The 19,812-nt window shown below is 66.5% G+C and carries 19 protein-coding genes; 9 read left to right on the plus strand and 10 right to left on the minus strand.

All coding sequences use genetic code 11. The features are described from left to right. The first annotated feature begins 94 nt into the window (after nt 1–94). From HB724_RS15900 to HB724_RS15910, 3 genes are read left to right on the plus strand one after another with little or no spacing between them, the layout of a single operon-like run. Entirely contained in the window at nt 95–304 is a 210-nt protein-coding gene (locus tag HB724_RS15900) for an SPOR domain-containing protein (RefSeq protein WP_256731564.1), read from the plus strand. Nucleotides 305–332: 28 nt separating this feature from the next. Then, nucleotides 333–1,496 carry a D-alanyl-D-alanine carboxypeptidase family protein gene (locus HB724_RS15905; protein WP_213981927.1) on the plus strand — a complete coding sequence of 388 codons (1,164 nt, stop codon included), beginning with the start codon at nt 333–335 and terminating at the stop codon, nt 1,494–1,496. Nucleotides 1,497–1,539: 43 nt separating this feature from the next. Further along, on the plus strand, nt 1,540–2,517 hold the full coding sequence (locus HB724_RS15910) for a DNA polymerase III subunit delta' (RefSeq protein WP_213981928.1): 978 nt from the start codon (nt 1,540–1,542) through the stop codon (nt 2,515–2,517). Here the strand turns inward: HB724_RS15910 and HB724_RS15915 are convergent, their stop codons facing one another. The 8 genes from HB724_RS15915 to HB724_RS15950 form a co-directional block, all read right to left on the minus strand. Next, nucleotides 2,518–4,110: a pectate lyase gene (locus HB724_RS15915; RefSeq protein ID WP_213981929.1), complete on the minus strand. Its 1,593-nt coding sequence runs from the start codon at nt 4,108–4,110 to the stop codon at nt 2,518–2,520. It abuts the gene before it with no gap. A 77-nt stretch (nt 4,111–4,187) separates the two neighbouring features. Beyond that, nucleotides 4,188–5,186: an ATP-binding protein gene (locus tag HB724_RS15920; RefSeq protein ID WP_213981930.1), complete on the minus strand. Its 999-nt coding sequence runs from the start codon at nt 5,184–5,186 to the stop codon at nt 4,188–4,190. A 61-nt stretch (nt 5,187–5,247) separates the two neighbouring features. Next, complete coding sequence (locus HB724_RS15925; RefSeq protein WP_213981931.1) at nt 5,248–5,460, minus strand: hypothetical protein; 213 nt, start codon at nt 5,458–5,460, stop codon at nt 5,248–5,250. Between the two features lie 64 nt (nt 5,461–5,524). Beyond that, entirely contained in the window at nt 5,525–6,778 is a 1,254-nt protein-coding gene (locus tag HB724_RS15930; RefSeq protein ID WP_213981932.1) for an N-succinylarginine dihydrolase, read from the minus strand. A 116-nt stretch (nt 6,779–6,894) separates the two neighbouring features. Continuing rightward, nucleotides 6,895–7,908 carry an arginine N-succinyltransferase gene (locus HB724_RS15935; protein ID WP_213981933.1) on the minus strand — a complete coding sequence of 338 codons (1,014 nt, stop codon included), beginning with the start codon at nt 7,906–7,908 and terminating at the stop codon, nt 6,895–6,897. Then, nucleotides 7,905–9,116, minus strand: a complete 1,212-nt coding sequence (locus tag HB724_RS15940) for a hydrolase (RefSeq protein ID WP_213981934.1) — start codon at nt 9,114–9,116, stop codon at nt 7,905–7,907. The genes HB724_RS15935 and HB724_RS15940 overlap by 4 nt, the downstream gene beginning before the upstream one ends. 71 nt (nt 9,117–9,187) lie before the next feature. Beyond that, on the minus strand, nt 9,188–10,075 hold the full coding sequence (locus tag HB724_RS15945) for a DUF481 domain-containing protein (RefSeq protein WP_213981935.1): 888 nt from the start codon (nt 10,073–10,075) through the stop codon (nt 9,188–9,190). A gap of 78 nt (nt 10,076–10,153) precedes the next feature. Next, entirely contained in the window at nt 10,154–10,633 is a 480-nt protein-coding gene (locus HB724_RS15950; protein ID WP_213981936.1) for an RNA pyrophosphohydrolase, read from the minus strand. Between the two features lie 45 nt (nt 10,634–10,678). Here HB724_RS15950 and HB724_RS15955 point away from each other — a divergent pair, with 45 nt between their 5' ends. From HB724_RS15955 to HB724_RS15975, 5 genes are all read left to right on the plus strand, one after another. Continuing rightward, the gene (locus tag HB724_RS15955; RefSeq protein WP_213981937.1) at nt 10,679–11,593 is read left to right on the plus strand and encodes a histone deacetylase; all 915 of its coding nucleotides are present in this window, start codon (nt 10,679–10,681) and stop codon (nt 11,591–11,593) included. An 81-nt stretch (nt 11,594–11,674) separates the two neighbouring features. Next, a complete protein-coding gene (locus tag HB724_RS15960) occupies nt 11,675–13,618 on the plus strand; it encodes a 2-oxoacid:acceptor oxidoreductase subunit alpha (RefSeq protein WP_213981938.1) in 1,944 nt (647 codons plus the stop codon). Nucleotides 13,619–13,712: 94 nt separating this feature from the next. After that, nucleotides 13,713–14,747: a 2-oxoacid:ferredoxin oxidoreductase subunit beta gene (locus HB724_RS15965; protein ID WP_213981939.1), complete on the plus strand. Its 1,035-nt coding sequence runs from the start codon at nt 13,713–13,715 to the stop codon at nt 14,745–14,747. 60 nt (nt 14,748–14,807) lie between these two features. Then, a complete protein-coding gene (locus HB724_RS15970) occupies nt 14,808–16,043 on the plus strand; it encodes a cyclopropane-fatty-acyl-phospholipid synthase family protein (RefSeq protein ID WP_213981940.1) in 1,236 nt (411 codons plus the stop codon). Beyond that, nucleotides 16,043–17,212, plus strand: coding sequence for a serine hydrolase domain-containing protein (locus tag HB724_RS15975; RefSeq protein ID WP_256731562.1), 1,170 nt, complete (start codon nt 16,043–16,045; stop codon nt 17,210–17,212). Before HB724_RS15970 ends, HB724_RS15975 begins: the two co-directional genes overlap by 1 nt. Before the next feature lie 6 nt (nt 17,213–17,218). On the opposite strand, the gene HB724_RS15980 is transcribed toward HB724_RS15975, so the two are convergent. Both HB724_RS15980 and purF read right to left on the minus strand, forming a co-directional pair. Next, complete coding sequence (locus HB724_RS15980) at nt 17,219–17,929, minus strand: SDR family NAD(P)-dependent oxidoreductase (RefSeq protein WP_213981941.1); 711 nt, start codon at nt 17,927–17,929, stop codon at nt 17,219–17,221. A gap of 22 nt (nt 17,930–17,951) precedes the next feature. Continuing rightward, nucleotides 17,952–19,409, minus strand: a complete 1,458-nt coding sequence (gene purF / locus HB724_RS15985; protein ID WP_213981942.1) for an amidophosphoribosyltransferase — start codon at nt 19,407–19,409, stop codon at nt 17,952–17,954. A gap of 129 nt (nt 19,410–19,538) precedes the next feature. Here purF and HB724_RS15990 point away from each other — a divergent pair, with 129 nt between their 5' ends. Continuing rightward, a complete protein-coding gene (locus HB724_RS15990; protein WP_213981943.1) occupies nt 19,539–19,787 on the plus strand; it encodes a Rho termination factor in 249 nt (82 codons plus the stop codon). The last annotated feature ends 25 nt before the right edge of the window (nt 19,788–19,812 follow it).

Here is a 19,812-nt window from a genome sequence, read left to right on the forward strand (position 1 = left end):
CCCCACCCCCGCCCCCCCCGCCCCGCGGCCGACGCCGCCCGGCGCGGGCCCGGGCCCGCCGCGTGAGGCGGCAAAGGCCGCCCGTCCCGCCGCCATGGGCCGCTATTTCGTTCAGGTCGCCGCACTTTCTTCCGCGGCACGCGCGCAAGCGCTTGCCCAATCCATGAACGGGTTCGTAAAGGCAGGGGGCAGGCTCTACCGCGTCCAGCTCGGACCCTTCGCCACACCCGGCGAGGCCCAGGCGGCGCGAGGCAGGGCCGCCCGGGCAGGATATGGGGATGCGCGCATATTCACGGCCCGGTGAGAGTACACGCCGCGTTGGGACCGGAAATATGAAGAAGTTCGCTGCCGTTTCGTTGCTGGCGCTGGCCGTCGCCACACCGCTCACCGCTGCGAACCCGACGTTCGATACGCCCGCGCCGATCGCCTATATGGAGGATCTCTCCTCCGGCGCGGTGCTGTACGAGAAGGACGCCGATCGCCGCATCCCGCCCGCCTCGATGGCGAAGATGATGACGGTCTATGTCGCCTTCGATCTCATCAAGAAGGGCGAGCTCAAGCTCGACAAGCAGATCGAGGTGATGCCCGAGACCTGGAGGAAATGGCATTCGCAGGGCTCGACCATGTTCCTGGCCGTCGGCGAGAAGCCGACCGTTTCCGATCTGCTGAAGGGCATCGTCACGCTCTCGGGCAACGATGCCTGCGTGGTGCTGGCGGAAGGCGTCGCCGGCAACGAGGAAGCCTTCGCCAATCTGATGAACCAGCAGGCCAAGCGGCTCGGCCTGACCAACAGCAATTTCGGCACGTCGAACGGCTGGCCCGATGAAGGCCGGACCTATGTGACCGCGCGCGATCTGGCGCATCTCGCCGCCGCGACGATCCGCGACTTCCCGGACCTCTACAAGCAGTACTATTCGCTGCCGAATTTCACCTGGGGCAAGACGCTGGGCGCCGGTGCCGACATCAGCCAGGCCAATCGCGATCCGCTGCTGGGCAAGGTCCAGGGCGCCGACGGCCTCAAGACCGGCCATACCGACGAGGCCGGATACGGCTTCACCGGCTCGGCCGAGCAGGGCGGGCGCCGCCTGGTAATGGTCGTCGCCGGGCTCGATACCTATAATGGCCGCGCCGCCGAATCCGTGCGCTTCATGAACTGGGGCTTCGGCGCCTGGAAGGCGAAGCCGATCGTCTCCAAGGGCCGCAAGCTCGGTGAAGTGACGGTGCAGGGCGGCGATTCGAGCGAAGTCGGCGTCGTCGCGCCGCGCGACCTGAACGTCACCATCCCGGCGGGCACCACGCCCGATATGAAGGGCAAGATCGTCTATCAGGGGCCGGTCAAGGCCGGTTTCAAGGCGGGCGATCATATCGCCGATCTCGTCGTCGAATCGCCCGGCATGCCGGCGCAGATGCTGCCGCTGGTCGCCGAGAAGGATGTCGGCAAGGCCGGTTTCTTCCGCCGCGCCTGGCTGGGCTTCTGGTCGCTGTTCGGGGCATAAGCGCGCGTCCGCCCGAGCGGCGGAGCGGGGTGGGGGCAAGTCGTTGGCGGAACTGATCGGCAATATCCCCGCCCGCGAGGCGCTGGCCGCCGCCATGGCGAGCGGCTCGCTCCATCACGCCTGGCTGATCGCCGGGCCGGAGGGCGTGGGGAAGGGCCGCTTCGCCCGCATGGCGGCGCTGCGCATGCTCGCCGAGGCGGCCGAGCCGGAGAAGCTCCGCCCCGGCTGGGACGTGCTCGAGACGACGCGCACCTGGCATCTCTCCGAGGCCGGATCGCATCCCGATTTCCGCGTGCTGGCCCGGCTGCCCAAGGATCCCGAGAAACCGGATGAAGCGCTCGCCCGCTCGATCACGATCGCGCAGGTACGCGGCCTTCAGCCATTGTTCGCCACCAAGCCTTCGCTGTCCTCGCGCCGGGTGGTGGTCATCGATTCGATCGACGATCTCGAGCGCGGCGCCGCCAATGCGCTCCTCAAGAACCTGGAGGAGCCGCCCGCCGGCACGATCTTCATCCTTGTCAGCCATACGCCCGGCCGCCTGCTCCCCACGATCCGCTCGCGCTGTCGCTTGTTGCGCTTCGAGCCGCTGCCGCCTGCCGAAGTTGCGATGGTGCTGCGTGCCGAGCTGCCCCAGGCCAGCGCCGCCGAGATCGACGCGCTGGTGCGGGCAGGGGAAGGATCGCCTGGCCGCGCGCTGGGCTTTGCCGGGCTCGACATTGCCGCGCTGGAGACGGACATGGCTCGGCTTGCCGATACCGGCGATCCCGGCAACGCGATCCGCAGCCGCCTCGCCAGGCTGCTCGGCGCCAAGGCCGCCCAACCGCGCTACGAGGCGTTCTTGGAGCGCGCGCCGACCTTCATCGCCGAACGCGCCCGCAATCTCTCGGGCGAAGCGCTTCGTACCGCGCTCGACGCCTATGCCGCCGCGCGCGAGCTGGGCGGCGCGGCGATCGGCCTGTCGCTCGATGCCGGCGCCACCGTGTTCGAGATGAGCGGCCTCATCGCCCGGCTGGCGCGATAGCTATTTCCCCAGCGCGCCGATCAGCACCTTCATGTTCTCGATATAGGTGCCGGTCGAGATGCCGATCACCGGATGATCGGTGTCATAGGGCGAAGTGTCGCTGGGATCGCCCACCCGCGTCATGCTGAAATCGCCCGGGGGCGGCGTCGCGGGGCCGTCGCCGATATAGGGATTGCTGGTCGCCTTGAGCTCGGTCGGCCACCAGCCCTGGGCATTGAGCGTCTTCACCAGCGTCGCGGTGTCGCGCTTGCCCTCGGCAGTGTTCAGGTCCGAGGTCGAGAAATCCTCGACCAGGAAATAGCGCGGCAGCGCATGGGCCGGGCCGGGCATGAGGGGCGAATCCTTGGAGATCTCGGCCGGATCGGAGGCTTTCAGCGCCGCATATTCGCGGCGCAGCGCCGGCACGTCGATCGCCCGGGTCGAGCCGTAATGGACGATCGTGTTCTCCGGATTATAGTCGACATAATAGGCGCCGTTGACGACGTTCGAGCCGCGGCGATGGACGTAGAGCGGCCGATTGGTGCCGATCTCGATGAAGGTGGGATAGGCCTTGCCGCCCTTCACCTTGTCCGCCGGCAGCTTCACGGACTCCAGCCAGTCGAGCGCCTCGGGAACGCGTGCCAGGAACTTGCCATCGCCGGTCAGGCGATAGAAGCGCATGAGCTGCCGGATATTGGAGGCGGTAGTGTGCGTCACCAGCGCGGTCGGCTCATAGGTGCGCGCGCCGATCGGCTTGAGGTCCAGCGTATATTGCAGTCCCCAGCCCGCCTGGGGTGCGGCCTGCTGCGTCACGATGAAGACGTTCATGGCCCGGACGATCGCGTCATATACCCGCTGGTCGCCCCCCAGCGCCTGATAGCAATAGATCAGGAACTGGATGTTCTCGCCCGCGACATCGTCGTTGAAGGTGATGAAGCTGGTATAATCGGGCTTGCCGTGATGGCTGAACTCGCTCTTTAGCGGATAGCGTTGCGGCCAGCCTCCGATCGGATATTGGCTCTCCAGCACGAAATTCAGCGCCTTCCGGAGCGCAGGTAGGTATTTCGGATCGAGCTTCTCGACATAGAGGCGCAGCAGGAACTGCATGCTCTCGGACGTGCCGGCATCGTCGAAGGTCGCATTGCCCCAATAATGCTGGAATTCCTCGAGCCGCCACGCATTCCTGCCGATCGTCTCGTACCAGCGCTTCGTGGACGCCTCGCCGCCGAAATCGCCGAAATAATGCCAGCCGCCACTCTCCTGCTGGATCGCGATCAGCGCATCGGCGGCCTTCTCGGCGGCGGCCAGGTAATATTCGTCGCCGGTCGCATGGTAAGCATCGAGGAACAGATGGCCCATCGTCGCAGTACCCGGCGGCTGGACCCAGATCATCGTGGGATAGGCTTCCATCTCGCCCCAGCGGCGCGACATGTCGGGGAGGTAGGACCAGACATAGCCGCCATTGTTGGCGACCTTCTCGACCATGAAGCGCGTCGCGCGCTTCATCGTGTCCTCGATCTTCCGCCGGTCCTGCGCCGTCGCCGGCTGGACCATCGCCAGCAGCGCGAGCGCCGCGCACAGCCACGCCATGGCCCTTTGAAATGCCGATCGCATCCTCGCCTCCCTCGATTCTCTTCTTATTGGAAGCAGGCTTAGCAAAACCGGTATGACACCGGTAGCACCAACTTGGCTCAACTGGTCGGCGAACGGATCGGCAGCACCACGCTGACGCGCAACCCGCCGATCGGCGAGGCGCTCGCCTCCACGCGGCCATGATGCGCCTCCACGATCGCCCGGGCGGTCGCCAGCGCCAGAGGAGAAGCCACATTGTCGCCTCCGGCGCTGCGATAGAAGGGATCGAACAGGCTCTGCGCCAGCCCGACATCGACGCCCGGCGCGCTGTCGTCGACAATCAGCCGCCAGGCATCGCGCGCGCCTTCCAGGCCGATCGAAATCCTGCCGCCGGCGGGCGTATAGCGCAGGGCATTGTCGATCAGCGCGTCGAGCACCTGCGCGATCCGGGCCGCGTCCCATTCGACCGGGATCGAATGTTCGGGCAGTTCCGCCGCGATCAGCTCGACTCCCTGGGCCTGCGCGCGCGGCTGGTGATCGAGGACCGCATTATGGGCGAGCGCCCGGGCGTCGGTTTCCTCCGGCGTGATCGCGAACCGGCCGAGATCGGCGAGCGCGACCGCGTCGAGATCGTCGGCGATGTTGATGAGCCGGCGCGCATCTTCTTCGATCGCGTCGAGCAGTGCTTCGGGCAAAGGCGGGCGGAGCGCGCACAGTGCGATGAAATGCTCGCCGAAATTCACGGCCGGCCGCTTGAGCTCTTCCGAGATAGAGACGAGCCAGGTGCGCCGCGCATTCTCCAGCCTGTTGAAACGGCTGGCCGCGAATTGCAGGTTGCGCATCGTCGCTACCGTCTCGGGCGGGCCGATTTCCTCGAACGCCAGTTCCTCGTCGCCCTCGGCCGCTGCGCGGCTGAGGCGGTAGAGCTCGACATGCGGCCGCGTCCAGCGCCGGGCCAGGAGATTGGCGGCCACCAGCAGGATGGCAAAAATCCCGACAGCGGCTCCGGCGATGACGGTGGGGTGGCCCAGGATCGCGGGATAGCGCGTGGCACCGAAAAGAAGCCCCCCGATCGCCAGCGCGACCAGCAACGCCTGCACGGCGAGAGCCGAGAACATGCCCCTGAACAACTTGTCTGCCCCTCAAACCAGCGAACTGCCGGGGCCTAACCTCGCACAATCATTCGGGGATGTCGAAGCTGTCGATGATCTTGGAGCCGGCCATGAACACCGCGACCGGGCAGGCGGCGAACAGCAGCCAGCCGCCCCAGCCGGGATATTGCCCGAGATAATGGACACCGCGCTCCACCGCGCCGTTGGCAAGGCCGAAGATCACGAGGAAACCCTCGAACTTGGACTTGATGACGAAGAGGCGGCCGATGCGGGTGAGCATAGCCGCTATCAAGCAATTCCCGCACCAATGGCGGAAAAGCGCCATTCCACCTTAACGCTTATGGTTACCTGTCAATTAATTCGACAGTTCCGAGCGCTTCGAACAGCGCACGCCGGGCATCCTCGATCTGGGAGATCAACCCGGGATCGGCGATGGCCCCCGCCGGGATCTCCTCGGGCCAATGCGACGCCACCACCTCGGCGATACGATCCAGCCTGGCGCCATCGACCAGGAAGCGCGGATCGACCGTCGCCGGATCGGCCACGACGCGCAGCCTGAGACAAGCCGGGCCGCCGCCATTGGCCATGGACTCGCGCACATCGACCACTTCGAGCCGCCGGATCGGGCCGTTGCCGGCGACATGTTCCTCCAGCCAGTTCCACACGCCGGGCGTGGCGCGCGCCTCGCTGGGCAGGATCAGCGCCATCTCGCCCGAGGAGAGCGTCACGAGCTGCGCGTTGAACAGATAGGAGGAAATGGCATCGACCAGGCTCACCCGCGCGGCCGGCACCTCGACGATCTCGACTTCGGGCATGGCCCGGCGGAGCGCATCGTAGAAGCGCGCCTTGTCCGCGAAAGCCTGTTCGTGTGCGAACAGCACGTGCCCGTTGGCGACCGCGACGACGTCATTATGGAAGGCACCCGCCGCGATCGCGGCTTCGGATTGCTGGACGAACAGCGTGCGTGCCGGATCGAGGCCATGACGTCGTGCGACCGCGGCGCTGGCGTCGGGGTGCTGGCGAGCAGGGAAGGGACCGCCGGCGATGCCGTAGACGAAGATCTCGACACCCGGCGCGCCATGGTTCGGCGCCAGCCGCATGTGATTGGCCGCACCCTCGTCGCCGAACGGCGCGGGCACCGGCCCATGCACCGCAAAGGCCGGATCGGCAAAGGCCAGGCGGAGCTGCGCCAGCGTCTCGGGCCATTCATGGCTGCGATGCGGCATGGTGACGAGGTTGGCGACGCTCAGATGGCAGCGCCCATCGGCGGTGTCGGGCGCGGGCGAGACGGTGGCGGCATTGGCCGCCCACATCGCCGAGGCGGAAAGCGCCTGGGCCTGGCTGTGCGGCGGTGCATGATCGTAGCTGGTGCCAAGCGCCGCGAGCCAGTGGCGATCGGGCCGGGCATGGGGGAGGAGGATGCCCTGGGTCAGCCCGAGCGCGAGATTGGCGCGCATCTTGGCGATCCCCTGGAGCGCGGCGGCGCGCGGATGCGAGGTCTCGCCACGGTTCTTCGTCGCGGCAAGGTTGCCCGGGCTCAAGCCGGCGTAATTGTGGCTCGGCCCGATGATCCCGTCGAAATTGATCTCAGTAAGCATCTAGCCCCTCCCCTTTAGGGGAGGGGTTGGGGTGGGGCAGTAATTGCAGGCGAAGGGCTCGGTGAGACTTCCCCCACCCCAAAACCCCTCTCCTGAAGGGGAGGGGCTTATTGTCCTCACCGCGCGACATGCATCACCTCGTCGCCAATCCCCACACCCAGGGTTTCCGCCGCCACCGGATCGATCGTCACGCCGCCCTCGGCCACCTTCACGCGCCCCTGCGTCACCTGGAACTCGGCAAGATGGCCAGTCGCGATCAGCGCGGCCTCGCCACCCGCCTCGATCCCGACGATCTCTGCCGTCACCGCGTCGCGCACCGTTCGCACCTGATCGATGCGGGCGGTCATCGTCGGCCCGCCGTCGAAGATGTCGATATAATTCTCGAACGCGAAGCCCTCATTCTCCAGCATCCGCATCGCCGCGCGGCCCGAGGGGTGGGGCAGGCCGATCACGGCGCGGGCATGCTCGCTCAGCATCGCGGTGTAGACCGGGTGCTTGGGCATCAGATCGGCGATGAACTGGTTGCCATGGGTGGCGTTGAACTCGTCCGCCTGCTGGAAGCTCATCCCGAAGAAACGGCCGGCCACCCCGTCCCAGAAGGGCGATCCGCCCGCCTCGTCGATCACCCCGCGCAGCTCGGCCAGGATGCGATCGGCGAAGCGCGCGCGGTGGCGGGCGATGAACAGATAGCGGCTGCGCGCGAGCAGCATGCCCAGCCCGCCGGCCCGTTCGCCCGGATGGAGAAACAGCCCGCCCACCTCGCTGCCCCCTTCCAGATCGTTGACCAGGCTGAGGATCTCGGCGCGGAAAGTACGATCCAGCTCCTGGCTGTGCTTCGTCTCGGTGGCGATGCGATAGCTGTAGAAGGGCCATTTCTGGCCGACGCGCGTGAAGATCTGGCAGGTGCCGCGCACCTCGCCGGTCTCGGCATTCTCCAGGATCAGCACGAACAGATCGTCATGCGCCCCGCCGTCCTCGGGCCGTTCGAACGCGGCATGGCTGCGGACCAGCTTGGCGCGCAGCGCGTCCTTCTCGGGCGGCAGGTTGGTGAAGCCGCCGCCGGTGAGCTTCGCCATTTCGTAGAGATGCTGGAGATCCTCGTCGCGCGCGGCGCGGATGCGGAAGCTCATGGCCGGAAGCTCCCATCGGCGATGCGGAGCAGCGTGAGCACGGAGAGCGCGGCGCGCTCGGGCAGGCTTTCGGGGATCAGATATTCCTCCGCGGAGTGGATGGCGCCGCCGCGCGCGCCCATCGTGTCGACCACGGGCACGCCGCACGCGGCGATGTTGTTGCCGTCGCAGACGCCGCCGGTGGCCTTCCAGGCGATCGGGATGCCCAGATCGGCACCCGCCTGCTGCACCAGCGCGAACAGTTTCTCGGCGCCCGGGTCGATCGGCTTGGGCGGGCGATTGAAGCTGCCATGGACTTCGATGCGCACGTCATGTGCTGCCGACACAGCGGCGGCGGCGTCATCAAGCGCCGTCTGCGCGCGGGCGATCGACTCCGGGTCGCGGGGCCGGAAATTGACGTGCAGGATGGCGAGATCGGGGACGACGTTGTTCGGCCCGCCGCCGTCGATCCGGGCGGGGTTCACCGAAAGGCCGGGCGCCCTGGCATCGGCCAGCCGCACCGCCAGCGCGGCCGCGGCGACCAGCGCATTGCGGCCCTCCTCGGGATTGCGGCCGGCATGGGCGCTCCTGCCGTGCACGACCAACGAGAAATTGCCGGTGCCGCCGCGCGCGCCGGCCAGCGTGCCATCGGGCAGGGCTGGCTCATAGGTGAGGGCGGCCGTCTTCCCCCGTGCCACCTGCTCGATCAGCACGCGCGACGAGAGTGAGCCGGTCTCCTCGTCCGAATTGATGAGCACCTCATAGCCCAGCCGGGCGGCAAGCGGACTCGCCTCGACCGCCTCCAGCGCCGCGAGCATCAGCGACAGCCCACCCTTCATGTCGGCGGCGCCGGGTGCGTTGAGGTTGCCGTCCTCCAGCCAGCGGCCCTGCTGGAAGGGATGATCGGCACCGAACACCGTATCCATATGCCCGGTGAGCAGCACCTGCACCGGCGCATCGGGGCGCACCGCCAGATGCAGGTGCCGGCCATGGCCGATCGCCTCGACACGGCCGTCGGCGGTGACGGTCTCCACCGGTGCGGGAGGCACCAGGGTCAGGCGGCCGGGAAGCGACGCGAAGGCGCCCGCCAGCATCTCCGCCATCGTCGCCAGCCCGGCCAGGTTGCGCGTGCCGCTGTTGATCGCCGTCCAGGCCTGGGTCCGTTCCAGCATCGGAGCATCCCGCGCCTGCTCGATCGCGGCCTGCTCGATTGCGGAAAACTTGGTCATGCTGGGGCTGGTAGCGCGGAAGGGCGGGGATTGAACACCCCCGGCCCGTTGCACCGCCTATAGCCACAAGCTCAGAAGTCGATGACGAGGCCGGCGCGGCTGATCGTGTCGGTGGTCTTGCGGCCGATCGGCGGCGTGCTTTCATACTGCATCGAATAGCTGAATTGCGCGGAAAGCGGCCCAATCAGTTTCGCGAGCAGCGCGGACTTGGTCGAAACCGTGCTGTTCGCTTTCTCGACATAGGCGGAGGCATTCTGCGTCACCGACAGGCCGCGCATGAGCTTCCACCCGAAATCGAGCGATCCGCGCGCGGCGACATTACTCTCGACAGTCTGGTCGATGAAATTGGTGTGGCGGAATGCCGGCCCGAGCTCCAGATCGAGCTTCATCGCCTGCGACTTGATCGCGCTATAGCCCGCCCCGGTCGAGATCGAGAAGCGATCGGTGAAGCCGGAGAAGCGATCGCTCTCGAATTGCGCGGCGCCGTAGAGATAGGCGCGGTCGTCGAACTTCCAGTTGGGCTCGTAGGCGGCGAGGTAGCGTTCGCGCGTCGTGACGCCCAGGCTCTCCTGGTAATCGGCCTGGAACCGCAGCTTGTGGCGCCATTCGATCGCCTCGCGCTTGATCTCGATCGCGGCGGACAGGCCGATATTTTCGGTATTGCCGGTCGAGATATAGCCGCCAAGCTCGGCATGGCCCTTCACCAGATCGAGGAAATCGGCCTCGCGCAGCTTGCGCTGGGCGGTCTGCTGGCGGTCGCTGCGCCACGCGGCCGCGATCTTCATCACCTGGTCCGCGCTCGCCGGATCGGCGGTCTTGGCGTATTTCACGATCGTCGCGACATCGGATTCGCTGCCCGATTGCATCGCCGCATCCAGCATCGACTTGATCGTCGGCGGGATGGTCGGATCCTCGGCATTGGCGAGGAGCAGCGGCAGGGCGAGAAGCAAGGCGCGCATGAACAAGTCCTAAGCCACAGTTTTTTGGCGTCAAAAAGGCAGCGTATTTCCCCGTTGTAACAATTCCGGAGCCCCCGGCTATGCCAGTTCCCCGGCGAAGACACGCAATATCTCGCGATAAAGCTCGCGCTTGAACGGCACGATCAGTTCGGGAAGGTCCGCCGGCTCGGCCCAGCGCCACGCGCGGAACTCGGGCTCGGCGGTGGCGATGTTCACGTCGCCGTCCTCGCCCAGGAAGCGGAACAGGAACCAGCGCTGCCGCTGCCCGCGCCACCGGCCCTTCCACACCTTGCCGATCAGCTCGTCGGGCAGGTCATAGGTCAGCTCGTCCGGCGCCGAGGCAACCAGCTCGACATGGTCGCGGACCACGCCGGTCTCTTCCCACAGCTCGCGATAGGCGGCGTCGAGCGGATCCTCGCCCGGATCGATCCCGCCCTGCGGCATTTGCCACGCCTCCAGCGTCGAATCGAGCCGCTGGCCGACGAACACCTGGCCGTCGCGGTTGAGCAGCATCACCCCGGCGCAGGGGCGATAGGGGAGGGAGGCGATATCGGTCATGACGCCCCTCTAGCTGCGCAGAGGCCGCGCGCCTAGCTTAGGCATGTGATACCCGTCGTCCATCACCCTCGCTACGTCGCACCCGCGCCCGCGCGCAGCCAATATCAGTGGAACAAGAACGGCCTGGTCCGCGACCTGCTGCGCGAACAGGGCGACGTCTTCGCCTGGCACGAGCCCGAACCGATGCCGCGCCGCTGGCTGGAGGCGGTGCATGATCCGGATTATGTGGCGGAAGTGCTCGAAGCGCGCGTGCCGCCCCACAAGGCGCGCCGGATCGGCTTCCCGGTCACGCCCGAAGTCGCGGCGCGTGCCCAGGCCGTGCCCGGCGGCACCTGGCTCGCCGCGATGCTCGCGCTGGAGCATGGCTATGCCGCCAACAGCGCCGGCGGCAGCCACCACGCCCTGGCCGATACCGGCGCCGGCTATTGCGTGTTCAACGATCTCGCGCTCGCCGCCGTGCGGCTGGTGGAGGAGGGGACGGTGGGCCGCGTGCTGATCGTCGATTGCGACGTGCATCAGGGCGACGGCACCGCATCGCTCACCGCCGGCCATCCCGACATCGCGACCTATTCGATCCATGCCGATAAGAATTTCCCGGTACGCAAGGCACGCTCGACGCTCGACGTGCCGGTGCCCGACGGCACCGGCGACGCGGCCTATCTGGAGGCATTGGCCGAGACGCTCCCGCCACTGATCGATCAGTTTGCGCCCGATCTCGTGCTCTATCAGGCCGGCGTCGATCCCTTTGTCGAGGATCGTCTCGGCCGTCTCGCGCTCAGCTATGGCGGCTTGACGTCACGCGACACCTGGATCGCCGCCACGCTGCGCGCGCGCGGGATCCCCTTCGCCAGCGTGCTGGGCGGCGGATACGGCCTCGACGCGCTCGAAGTCTCGCGCCGCCATGTCGCCTCGATTCTCGCCCTGGGATCGGCGGCTGCAAAGCAACCGTTGCATGCCTGACGGCATTTTCTACTTTGGGTTGCGTGAAAGTGAGGCGTAGACCTCTCGTAACGATAGACAAACAGTGCAGGAGAACCGGCCATGGCAACTGCCGTCCGTCAGTTGACGCCCGAAGAGGCGTCGGCGCATCCGGTACCCGAAACGATTGTCGTCCGCTTTGCCGGCGATTCCGGCGACGGCATGCAGCTCACCGGCGGCCAGTTCACGCTCTCGACTGCACTGGCCGGCAACGATCTTGCCACTTTCCCCGATTTTCCCGCCGAGATCCGCGCGCCGCAGGGCACCTTGTTCGGCGTCTCCGCCTTCCAGATCAATTTCGGCTCGACCGAGATCGATACCGCGGGCGACGCGCCCGACGTGCTGATCGCGATGAACCCGGCGGCGCTCAAGGTGAATGTCGAGCAATTGAAGCCCGGCGGCCTCATCATCGCCGACGAAGGCGAGTTCGGCGAGCGCAACCTCGCCAAGGCCAAATATGACGCCGATCCGCTGGAGGATGGCTCGCTCGCCAAGTGGCATCTCCTCAAGCTCGACATCTCACAGCTCACCCTCGATGCCGTGAAGCCCTTCGGCCTGGGCAACAAGGAGGCACTGCGCTGCAAGAACATGTGGACGCTCGGCCTGGCGCTCTGGATGTTCGATCGCGACCGCCAGCCGCTGGTCGACTGGCTCAAGGCCAAGTTCGCCAAGGCGCCCGAGCTGGCCGAGGCCAATATCGCCGCATTGAACGCCGGCCATGCCTATGGCGAGACCGCCGAGCTCGGCGCGATGGGGATTTCGCAGCGCCATGTCTCGGCCGCGCCCTCCGAGCCGGGCCTGTACCGCACCGTCACGGGCGCCGAGGCGATCTCGCTCGGCCTGGTCGCGGGCGCACAGCTTGCGGGCCTGCCGATGTTCTTCGGCGGCTACCCGATCACGCCCGCCTCGGCGATCCTGCACCAGCTTGCCCGCTTCAAGGAATATGGCGTCACCACCTTCCAGGCCGAGGACGAGATCGCCGCGATCGCTTCGGCGCTGGGCGCTTCCTATGCTGGCTCGCTGGGGGTGACGTCATCGTCCGGCCCCGGCATCGCGCTCAAGGGCGAGGCGATGGGCCTTGCGATCATGACCGAGCTGCCGCTGGTGATCGTCAACAGCCAGCGCGGCGGCCCTTCCACCGGACTTCCCACAAAAACTGAACAGTCAGACCTATATCAAGCGGTTTATGGCAGAAACGGTGACTCGCCGATGCCGGTACTCGCTGCGCGCTCGGCCGCCGATTGCTTCGACGTCGCGATCGAGGCGGTGCGGATCGCCACCCAATATATGACCCCGGTGATGCTGCTGACCGACGGCTATATCGCCAATGCGGCGGAGCCCTGGAAGGTGCCCGACATGAGCACCTACGAGCCGTTCCCGGTGGAATTCCACACCGCGGTCCCGGCCGAGGGCGAGAAATTCCAGCCCTATGCCCGCGACGAGAATCTCAAGCGCCCCTGGGTCAAGCCCGGCACGCCCGGCCTGCTCCACCGCATCGGCGGCATCGAGAAGGCGCAAGGGTCAGGCAATATCGATTATTCGCCCGCCAACCACCAGGCGATGACCGACATCCGCCGCGACAAGGTGCTCGGCATCGCCATCCCCGACCAGAAGGTCGAGTACGGCCAGGAAGGCGGCAAGCTCGTGGTTGTCGGCTGGGGCTCGACCTATGGCCCGATCGCCCAGGCCGTCCGCCGTGCTCGCGCCAAGGGGCTCGACGTCAGCCATGTCCATATCCGCCACATCTGGCCGCTTCCGAAGAACTTAGGCATTCTACTCAAGAGTTACGAGCATATCCTCGTACCGGAAATGAACACCGGCCAGCTCAAGACGGTGCTCCGCGATCAGTTCCTCGTCGATGCCGTTCCGCTCAACAAGGTCTCCGGCCAGCCCTTCACCATCGCCGAGATCGAAGCCGCCATCACCCGCCACCTTGCCGGTGCGGGCGCCGAGGAGATCGGCCCCGACAATACGCAATTGCCCAGCCCGGAGGCGGTGAACCCATGAAAATCGAAACGCCTTCGCAGCGGAAACTTGCGCTCTTGTATCTCGCACTCTGTGCGGCGTTCGCTTTCCCCCTTCTTGGTTTGGTAATGTTCCAATGAACGAGATCACGACCATCCGCCCGAGCACCCCCAAGGACTGGGAGACCGACCAGGAGGTCCGCTGGTGCCCCGGCTGCGGCGATTATGCGATCCTCAAGGCCGTGCAGCGCACCATGCCCGAGATCGGCGCCACGCCCGAGAACACGGTGTTCGTCAGCGGCATCGGCTGCTCCTCGCGCTTTCCCTATTACATGGAGACCTATGGCTTCCACACCATCCACGGCCGCGCGCCGGCGGTGGCAACAGGGGTGAAGCTCGCCAATCCGGACCTCGACGTGTGGATCATCACCGGCGACGGCGATGCGCTGTCGATCGGCGGCAACCACACGATGCACCTGCTGCGCCGCAACCTGAACTGCCAGGTGCTGCTGTTCAACAACGAGATCTACGGTCTCACCAAGGGCCAATATTCGCCCACCAGCCACGAGGGCACGCGCAGCCCGTCCACGCCGTTCGGCTCGGTCGATCACCCCGCCAAGCCCTGCGCCTTCGCGCTTGGCTCGGGCGGCCGCTTCGTCGCGCGCGGGATCGATGTCCACAAGAACCTGCCATCGGTCCTGAAGGCCGCGCATGCGCACCAGGGCGCCGCGTTCATCGAGATCTTCCAGAACTGCATCGTCTATAACGACGATGTCTTCGAACCCTTTACCGCCAAGCCCAATGCGGTCGCCAACCAGCTCTGGGTCGAGCACGGTAAGCCGCTGCTGTTCGCGGGCGGCACCAGGGGCCTCGCGCTCGATATCGAGCGGCTGACGCTCAAGGTGGTCGATGTGACCGACGGCGACTGGGAAGCGGCGGGCGTGATCGTCCACAACGTCACCAATCGCGCGGTCGCCCATATGCTGGTCGAGATGCCGTTCGGGCCGTTCCCGATGGCGCTGGGGGTGCTCTACGACGATCCCGCACCGACCTTCGAAAGCGCCGTAATCGCGCAGAACAAGGCCGCGAGCGAAGGCAAGACCCCCGATCTCCAGAAGCTGGTCGCCCGGGGCCAGACCTGGATGGTCGAGAAGGAACCGCACGCGATCTGAGCGGCTTGCGGTGCGGAAAGCCCCTTGCCCTCGGCGCGGCTGCGTGCATTTAGCGCGATAATGAACGCACCGGCGCAAGACCAGGCCAGCGAAGGAAAACGCCGCTCCGGCGTCCTGCTCGCGCCGTTCGCATCGCTCTTCCATCGCCAGCTCGATCGTCTCGATACGGGTATCGTCGTGGGCGCGCTTGAAGTCATGACGCCGGACGGTCGGGTGCGGATGCTCGGCGGCCGCGCGCCGGGACCGGCTGCCGTCGTCGATCTCCGGAGCTGGCGCGCCCTGGTGCGGCTGGCGACCGGCGGCTCGGGCGGCTGGTACGAAGCCTGGGCGAAGGGCGAATGGGCCAGCCCCGATCCAGTCCAGCTCTTCGCGCTGTTCAGCCGCAATCGGGCCAGCCTCGCCGATCAGGCGCGCGCGACCGGTTTCTCGCTGCTGGCGCGGCGCTTCTGGCACTGGCTGCGGCGCAACCATCGCGGCGGATCGCGCAAGAACATCGCGTTCCACTATGATCTGGGCAATGATTTCTACCGGCCCTGGCTCGACGCAAGCATGACCTATTCGAGCGCGCTCTTCGCCGATCCGGCGCAGTCGCTGGAGCAAGGGCAGGCCGCCAAGCTCGAGGCGATGCTCGCCCGCACCGCCACCGCCCTCGGCGACGAGATATTGGAGATCGGCTGCGGCTGGGGCTCGTTCGCCGAGCTGGCGCTGGGGCAGGGGCGCCGCGTCCACGGCATCACCCTCTCCACCGAGCAGAAGGCCTGGGCCGAGGCGCGCACCGCCGGCCTGGAAGGCGCGCGCTTCTCGCTCACCGACTATCGTGACGTCACCGGCACCTATGACGCGGTCGTCAGCATCGAGATGGCCGAGGCGGTGGGCCGGGCATATTGGCCGGCCTATGCCGCCGCCATCGCCCGAGCCCTCAAGCCCGGCGGTCATGCGGCGCTCCAGATCATCACTTTCGACGATGCGATGTTCGACGGCTATGCCGCCAATGTCGACTTCATCCAGACCTATATCTTCCCGGGCGGGATGCTGCTCTCGGAGAGCGGTTTCCGGGAGATCGCCGCCGCGCACGGCTTGGCATGGCGCGATCAGGTCAATTTCGGCCTCGATTATGCGGACACGCTCAAGCGCTGGCGCGAGAATTTCGACGCAGCCGTCGCCGCCGGCGCGCTGCCCGCGCAGTTCGATGCGCGATTTATCGATTTGTGGCGCTATTATCTCATGTATTGTGAAGGCGGTTTCCGAGGAGGAGGCATAGACGTCATTCAAATGACGCTGACCAAGGAGGGGTGATGGGCAGGACATGGATGGCGGCGTTCGCCTTGCTCGCGAGCGGCCCGGCGGCGGCGCAGGCGGTCAATTCCCCCGACGTGCCGATCAACCCCCAGGATACCGCGGGGCTGCGGAAGGTCGGCGCCGAGGTGCTGTTCTGGAGCCAGGCCCAGCGCGACGCCAATTTCCCGCACATGGAAAAGATCTTCCCCGGCCACATCGTCAAGGCCGGCGGCAAGGTCCGTCCGCTGCCCGCCGGCAAGCCGCTCGCCATCGCCGACACCGATCTCGACGCGTTCATCCAGGCGCAGAACATCGCCGGCATCATCGTGCTTCAGGACGGCAAGGTGCGGCTGGAGCGCTATGCCCGCGGTTATGGCCCGGAGGGGCGCTGGACCAGCTTCTCGGTCGCCAAGTCGTTCACCTCCACGCTGGTCGGCGCCGCAATCCGGGACGGCTATATCAAGTCGATCCAGGAGCCCGTGACCCAATACATTCCGGAACTCGCTGGCAGCGGCTATGACGGCGTGACGATCCAGCAGCTCCTGACGATGACCTCGGGCGTCAAGTGGAACGAGGACTATACCGATGTGAAGTCGGACGTCGCCCGCATGTTCCTCGAGCCGGTGCCCGCGGGCGAGGATCCCACGGTCCACTATATGAAGAACCTGCCGCGTGACACCGCGCCGGGCAGCAAATGGGTCTACAAGACCGGCGAGACCAACCTGATCGGCGTGCTGGTGATGCGCGCCACCGGCAAGCCGCTCGCGACTTATCTCAGCGACAAGGTCTGGAAGCCGTTCGGCATGCAGCAGGACGCCTTCTGGATGATCGATCCCGCGGGCCATGAAGTCAGCGGCTGCTGCCTGTCGGTGTCGTTGCGCGACTATGCCCGGATGGGCCAGTTCGTGCTGGAGGGCGGCAAGGGCGTGGTGCCCACCGGATGGTTCGCCGAATCGACCAGCCCCCATGCCGACATCGGCGAGCCGGGGTTCGGCTATGGCTATCAATGGTGGACCTATCCGCAGGGACGGTTCGGCGCGCAGGGCATTTTCGGCCAAACGATCCGGATCGACCCGAAAACCCGGACGGTGATCGCCATCTCCGCCGCCGCGCCCAAGGCGACGGATGCCGATTATGGCAGGGCGCGGACGGCGTTCCTCAACAGGCTGTTCGAGGCGGCGCGCTAGTCTCGGTCAGTCGACCCGCGCGTAATGGCCGGTGTCAAATCCCGCCGCCATCAGCGCCGCGATCCGTTCCGCCACCACTTCGGGCACCTTCAGCGTCTGGGGATCCTCGCCCGGAAAGGCGCGCGCGCGCATCTTGGTGCGGGTGGCGCCGGGATCGAGCAGCCCCACGCGGACGCCGCTCAGATGGCGCACTTCCTCGCCATAGCTGAGGACGAGGTTCTCGAACGCCGCCTTGGACGCGCCGTACATGCTCCAATAAGCACGCGGCGTCCGCCCCACGCTGGAGGTGACCCCGAGCACGCGCGCCTGCCGCGCCTTGCGCAGCATCGGATCGAATGCCGCCAGGATCGCCGCCTGGGCGGTGACGTTCAGCGTCAGCACCTTGGCGAATTCCTTGAAGTCGATCGCCGCGACGGTGCTGAGCGTGCCGAGCGAAGCGGCGTTCAGCACCAGCATGTCGAGCGCCTGCCAGCGCTCGCCGATCGCTTCGGCCAGGCGGGCGACACTTTCGTTCTCGGCCAGGTCGAGCGGCGCGATCGTGGCCGAGCCCCCTGCGGAGAAGATCGCATCCTCGACCTCTTCCAACCCGCCGGCAGTCCGCGCGGTCAGGATCACATGCGCGCCGGCCTTGCCCAACGCCAGCGCGGTGGCCGCGCCGATGCCGCGGCTGGCACCGGTGACGAGCGCGACTTGGTCGGCGAAGGGCTTGTCGGTCATGCGGGCTCCGGGAAAGTCAGGGTCAGCCGACCCGTTCCTCCAGAAGCGCGAACTGGTCAACCGGCGCGAGCTCGTCCTGGTCGGTCAGCGTCGTCGGATAGTCGCCGGTGAAGCAAGCGTCGCAATATTTGGGGTGGATATCGGCGCGATGCACCTCGCCCAGCGCCTTGTAGAGCCCGTCGATCGAGACGAAGGCCAGGCTGTCGGCATGGATGAAGTCGGTCATCCCGCCCACATCGAGCTTGGCGGCGAGCAGCTTGGCACGTTCGGGGGTATCGACGCCGTAGAAGCAGCTATGCCGCGTCGGCGGCGAAGCGATGCGCATATGCACCTCGGCCGCGCCCGCTTCGCGCATCATCTGCACGATCTTGAGGCTGGTGGTACCGCGCACGATCGAATCGTCGATCAGCACCACGCGCTTGCCCTTGATGAGCTCGCGATTGGCGTTGTGCTTCAGCTTGACGCCCAGGTGCCGGACCTTGTCGCCCGGCTGGATGAAGGTGCGGCCGACATAATGCGAGCGGATGATGCCCAGCTCGAACGGGATGCCGCTCTCCTGCGCATAGCCGATCGCGGCCGGCACGCCCGAATCGGGCACGGGGACAACCAGATCGGCCTCGACCGGCGATTCGATCGCAAGCTGCGCGCCGATCGCCTTGCGCACCGAATAGACCGAGCGATCCTCGCTGATCGAATCGGGGCGCGAGAAATAGACATATTCGAAGATGCACGGCCGCGGCGCCAGGGGCGCGAAGGGCTTGTGCGACGTGATCTCGCCGCCCTTGACGATCACCAGCTCGCCCGGCTCGACATCGCGGACATAGTCGGCGCCGACCACGTCGAGCGCGACCGTTTCCGAGGCGAAGACGATCGTGTCGTCGAGCTTGCCCATCACCAGCGGACGGATGCCGAGCGGATCGCGGCAGGCGATCATGCCCTCGGGCGTCATCACGATCAGCGAATAGGCGCCCTCTACCTGCTTGAGCGCATCGATGAAGCGATCGATCAGCGTGCGATATTGCGAGGTGGCGACGAGGTGGATGATGACCTCGGTATCCGAGGTCGACTGGAAGATCGCGCCGCGCCGGACGAGATCGCGCCTAAGCCGCATCGCGTTCGAGATATTGCCGTTATGCGCCACCGCGAAGCCGCCGCTCGCCAATTCGGCATAGAGCGGCTGGACGTTGCGGATCGCGGTCTCGCCGGTGGTCGAATAGCGGACATGGCCGGCGGCGGTGGTGCCCACCAGCGCGCGAATCACGTCGTCGCGGTCGAAATTGCCGGCGACATGCCCCATCGCGCGATGGGTGTGGAACTGGTGTCCGTCCCAGCTCGTGATGCCGGCAGCCTCCTGGCCGCGATGTTGCAGGGCATGGAGCCCCAGCGCGACGAGCGCGGCTGCGCCCTCTGCGCCGGAAACGCCGAATATGCCGCACTCTTCGCGCAGCTTGTCATCGTCAAACGGGTGCGTGGTAAGCATCGGCCCTCAGGGGGGTTCGGTCTCGTTCGCGCCATATAGGGGCTTCGTCGCCATTTGTCGCCGGTTCGTCACAAAGAAAAGGAGCGTTTCCGTTTTTTGATGGTTTTTCAGTCGGAAAGGAGATTTTCGATGCCCGGACGCGACCATGGACCCCAGATCAAGAACGACGCGCTGTACGAGAAGCTGCGCGGCGACGGCGCCTCCAAGGAGAAGGCGGCGCGAATCGCCAATGCCAGGGAAGCCGGCACGCTCGATCACAAGGGACGGCTCGACAGCCGCAGCAAGCAGGATCTGTACGACGAAGCCAGGGAGATCGGCATTGAGGGCCGGTCGAAGATGGACAAGGAAGCGCTGATCGACGCGATTCGCCATCATTGAGCGCCCCCAATCGTCACTCCGGCAC

This window comes from Sphingomonas sp. dw_22 (genome assembly GCF_018449795.1).
Lineage (GTDB): Bacteria > Pseudomonadota > Alphaproteobacteria > Sphingomonadales > Sphingomonadaceae > Sphingomonas.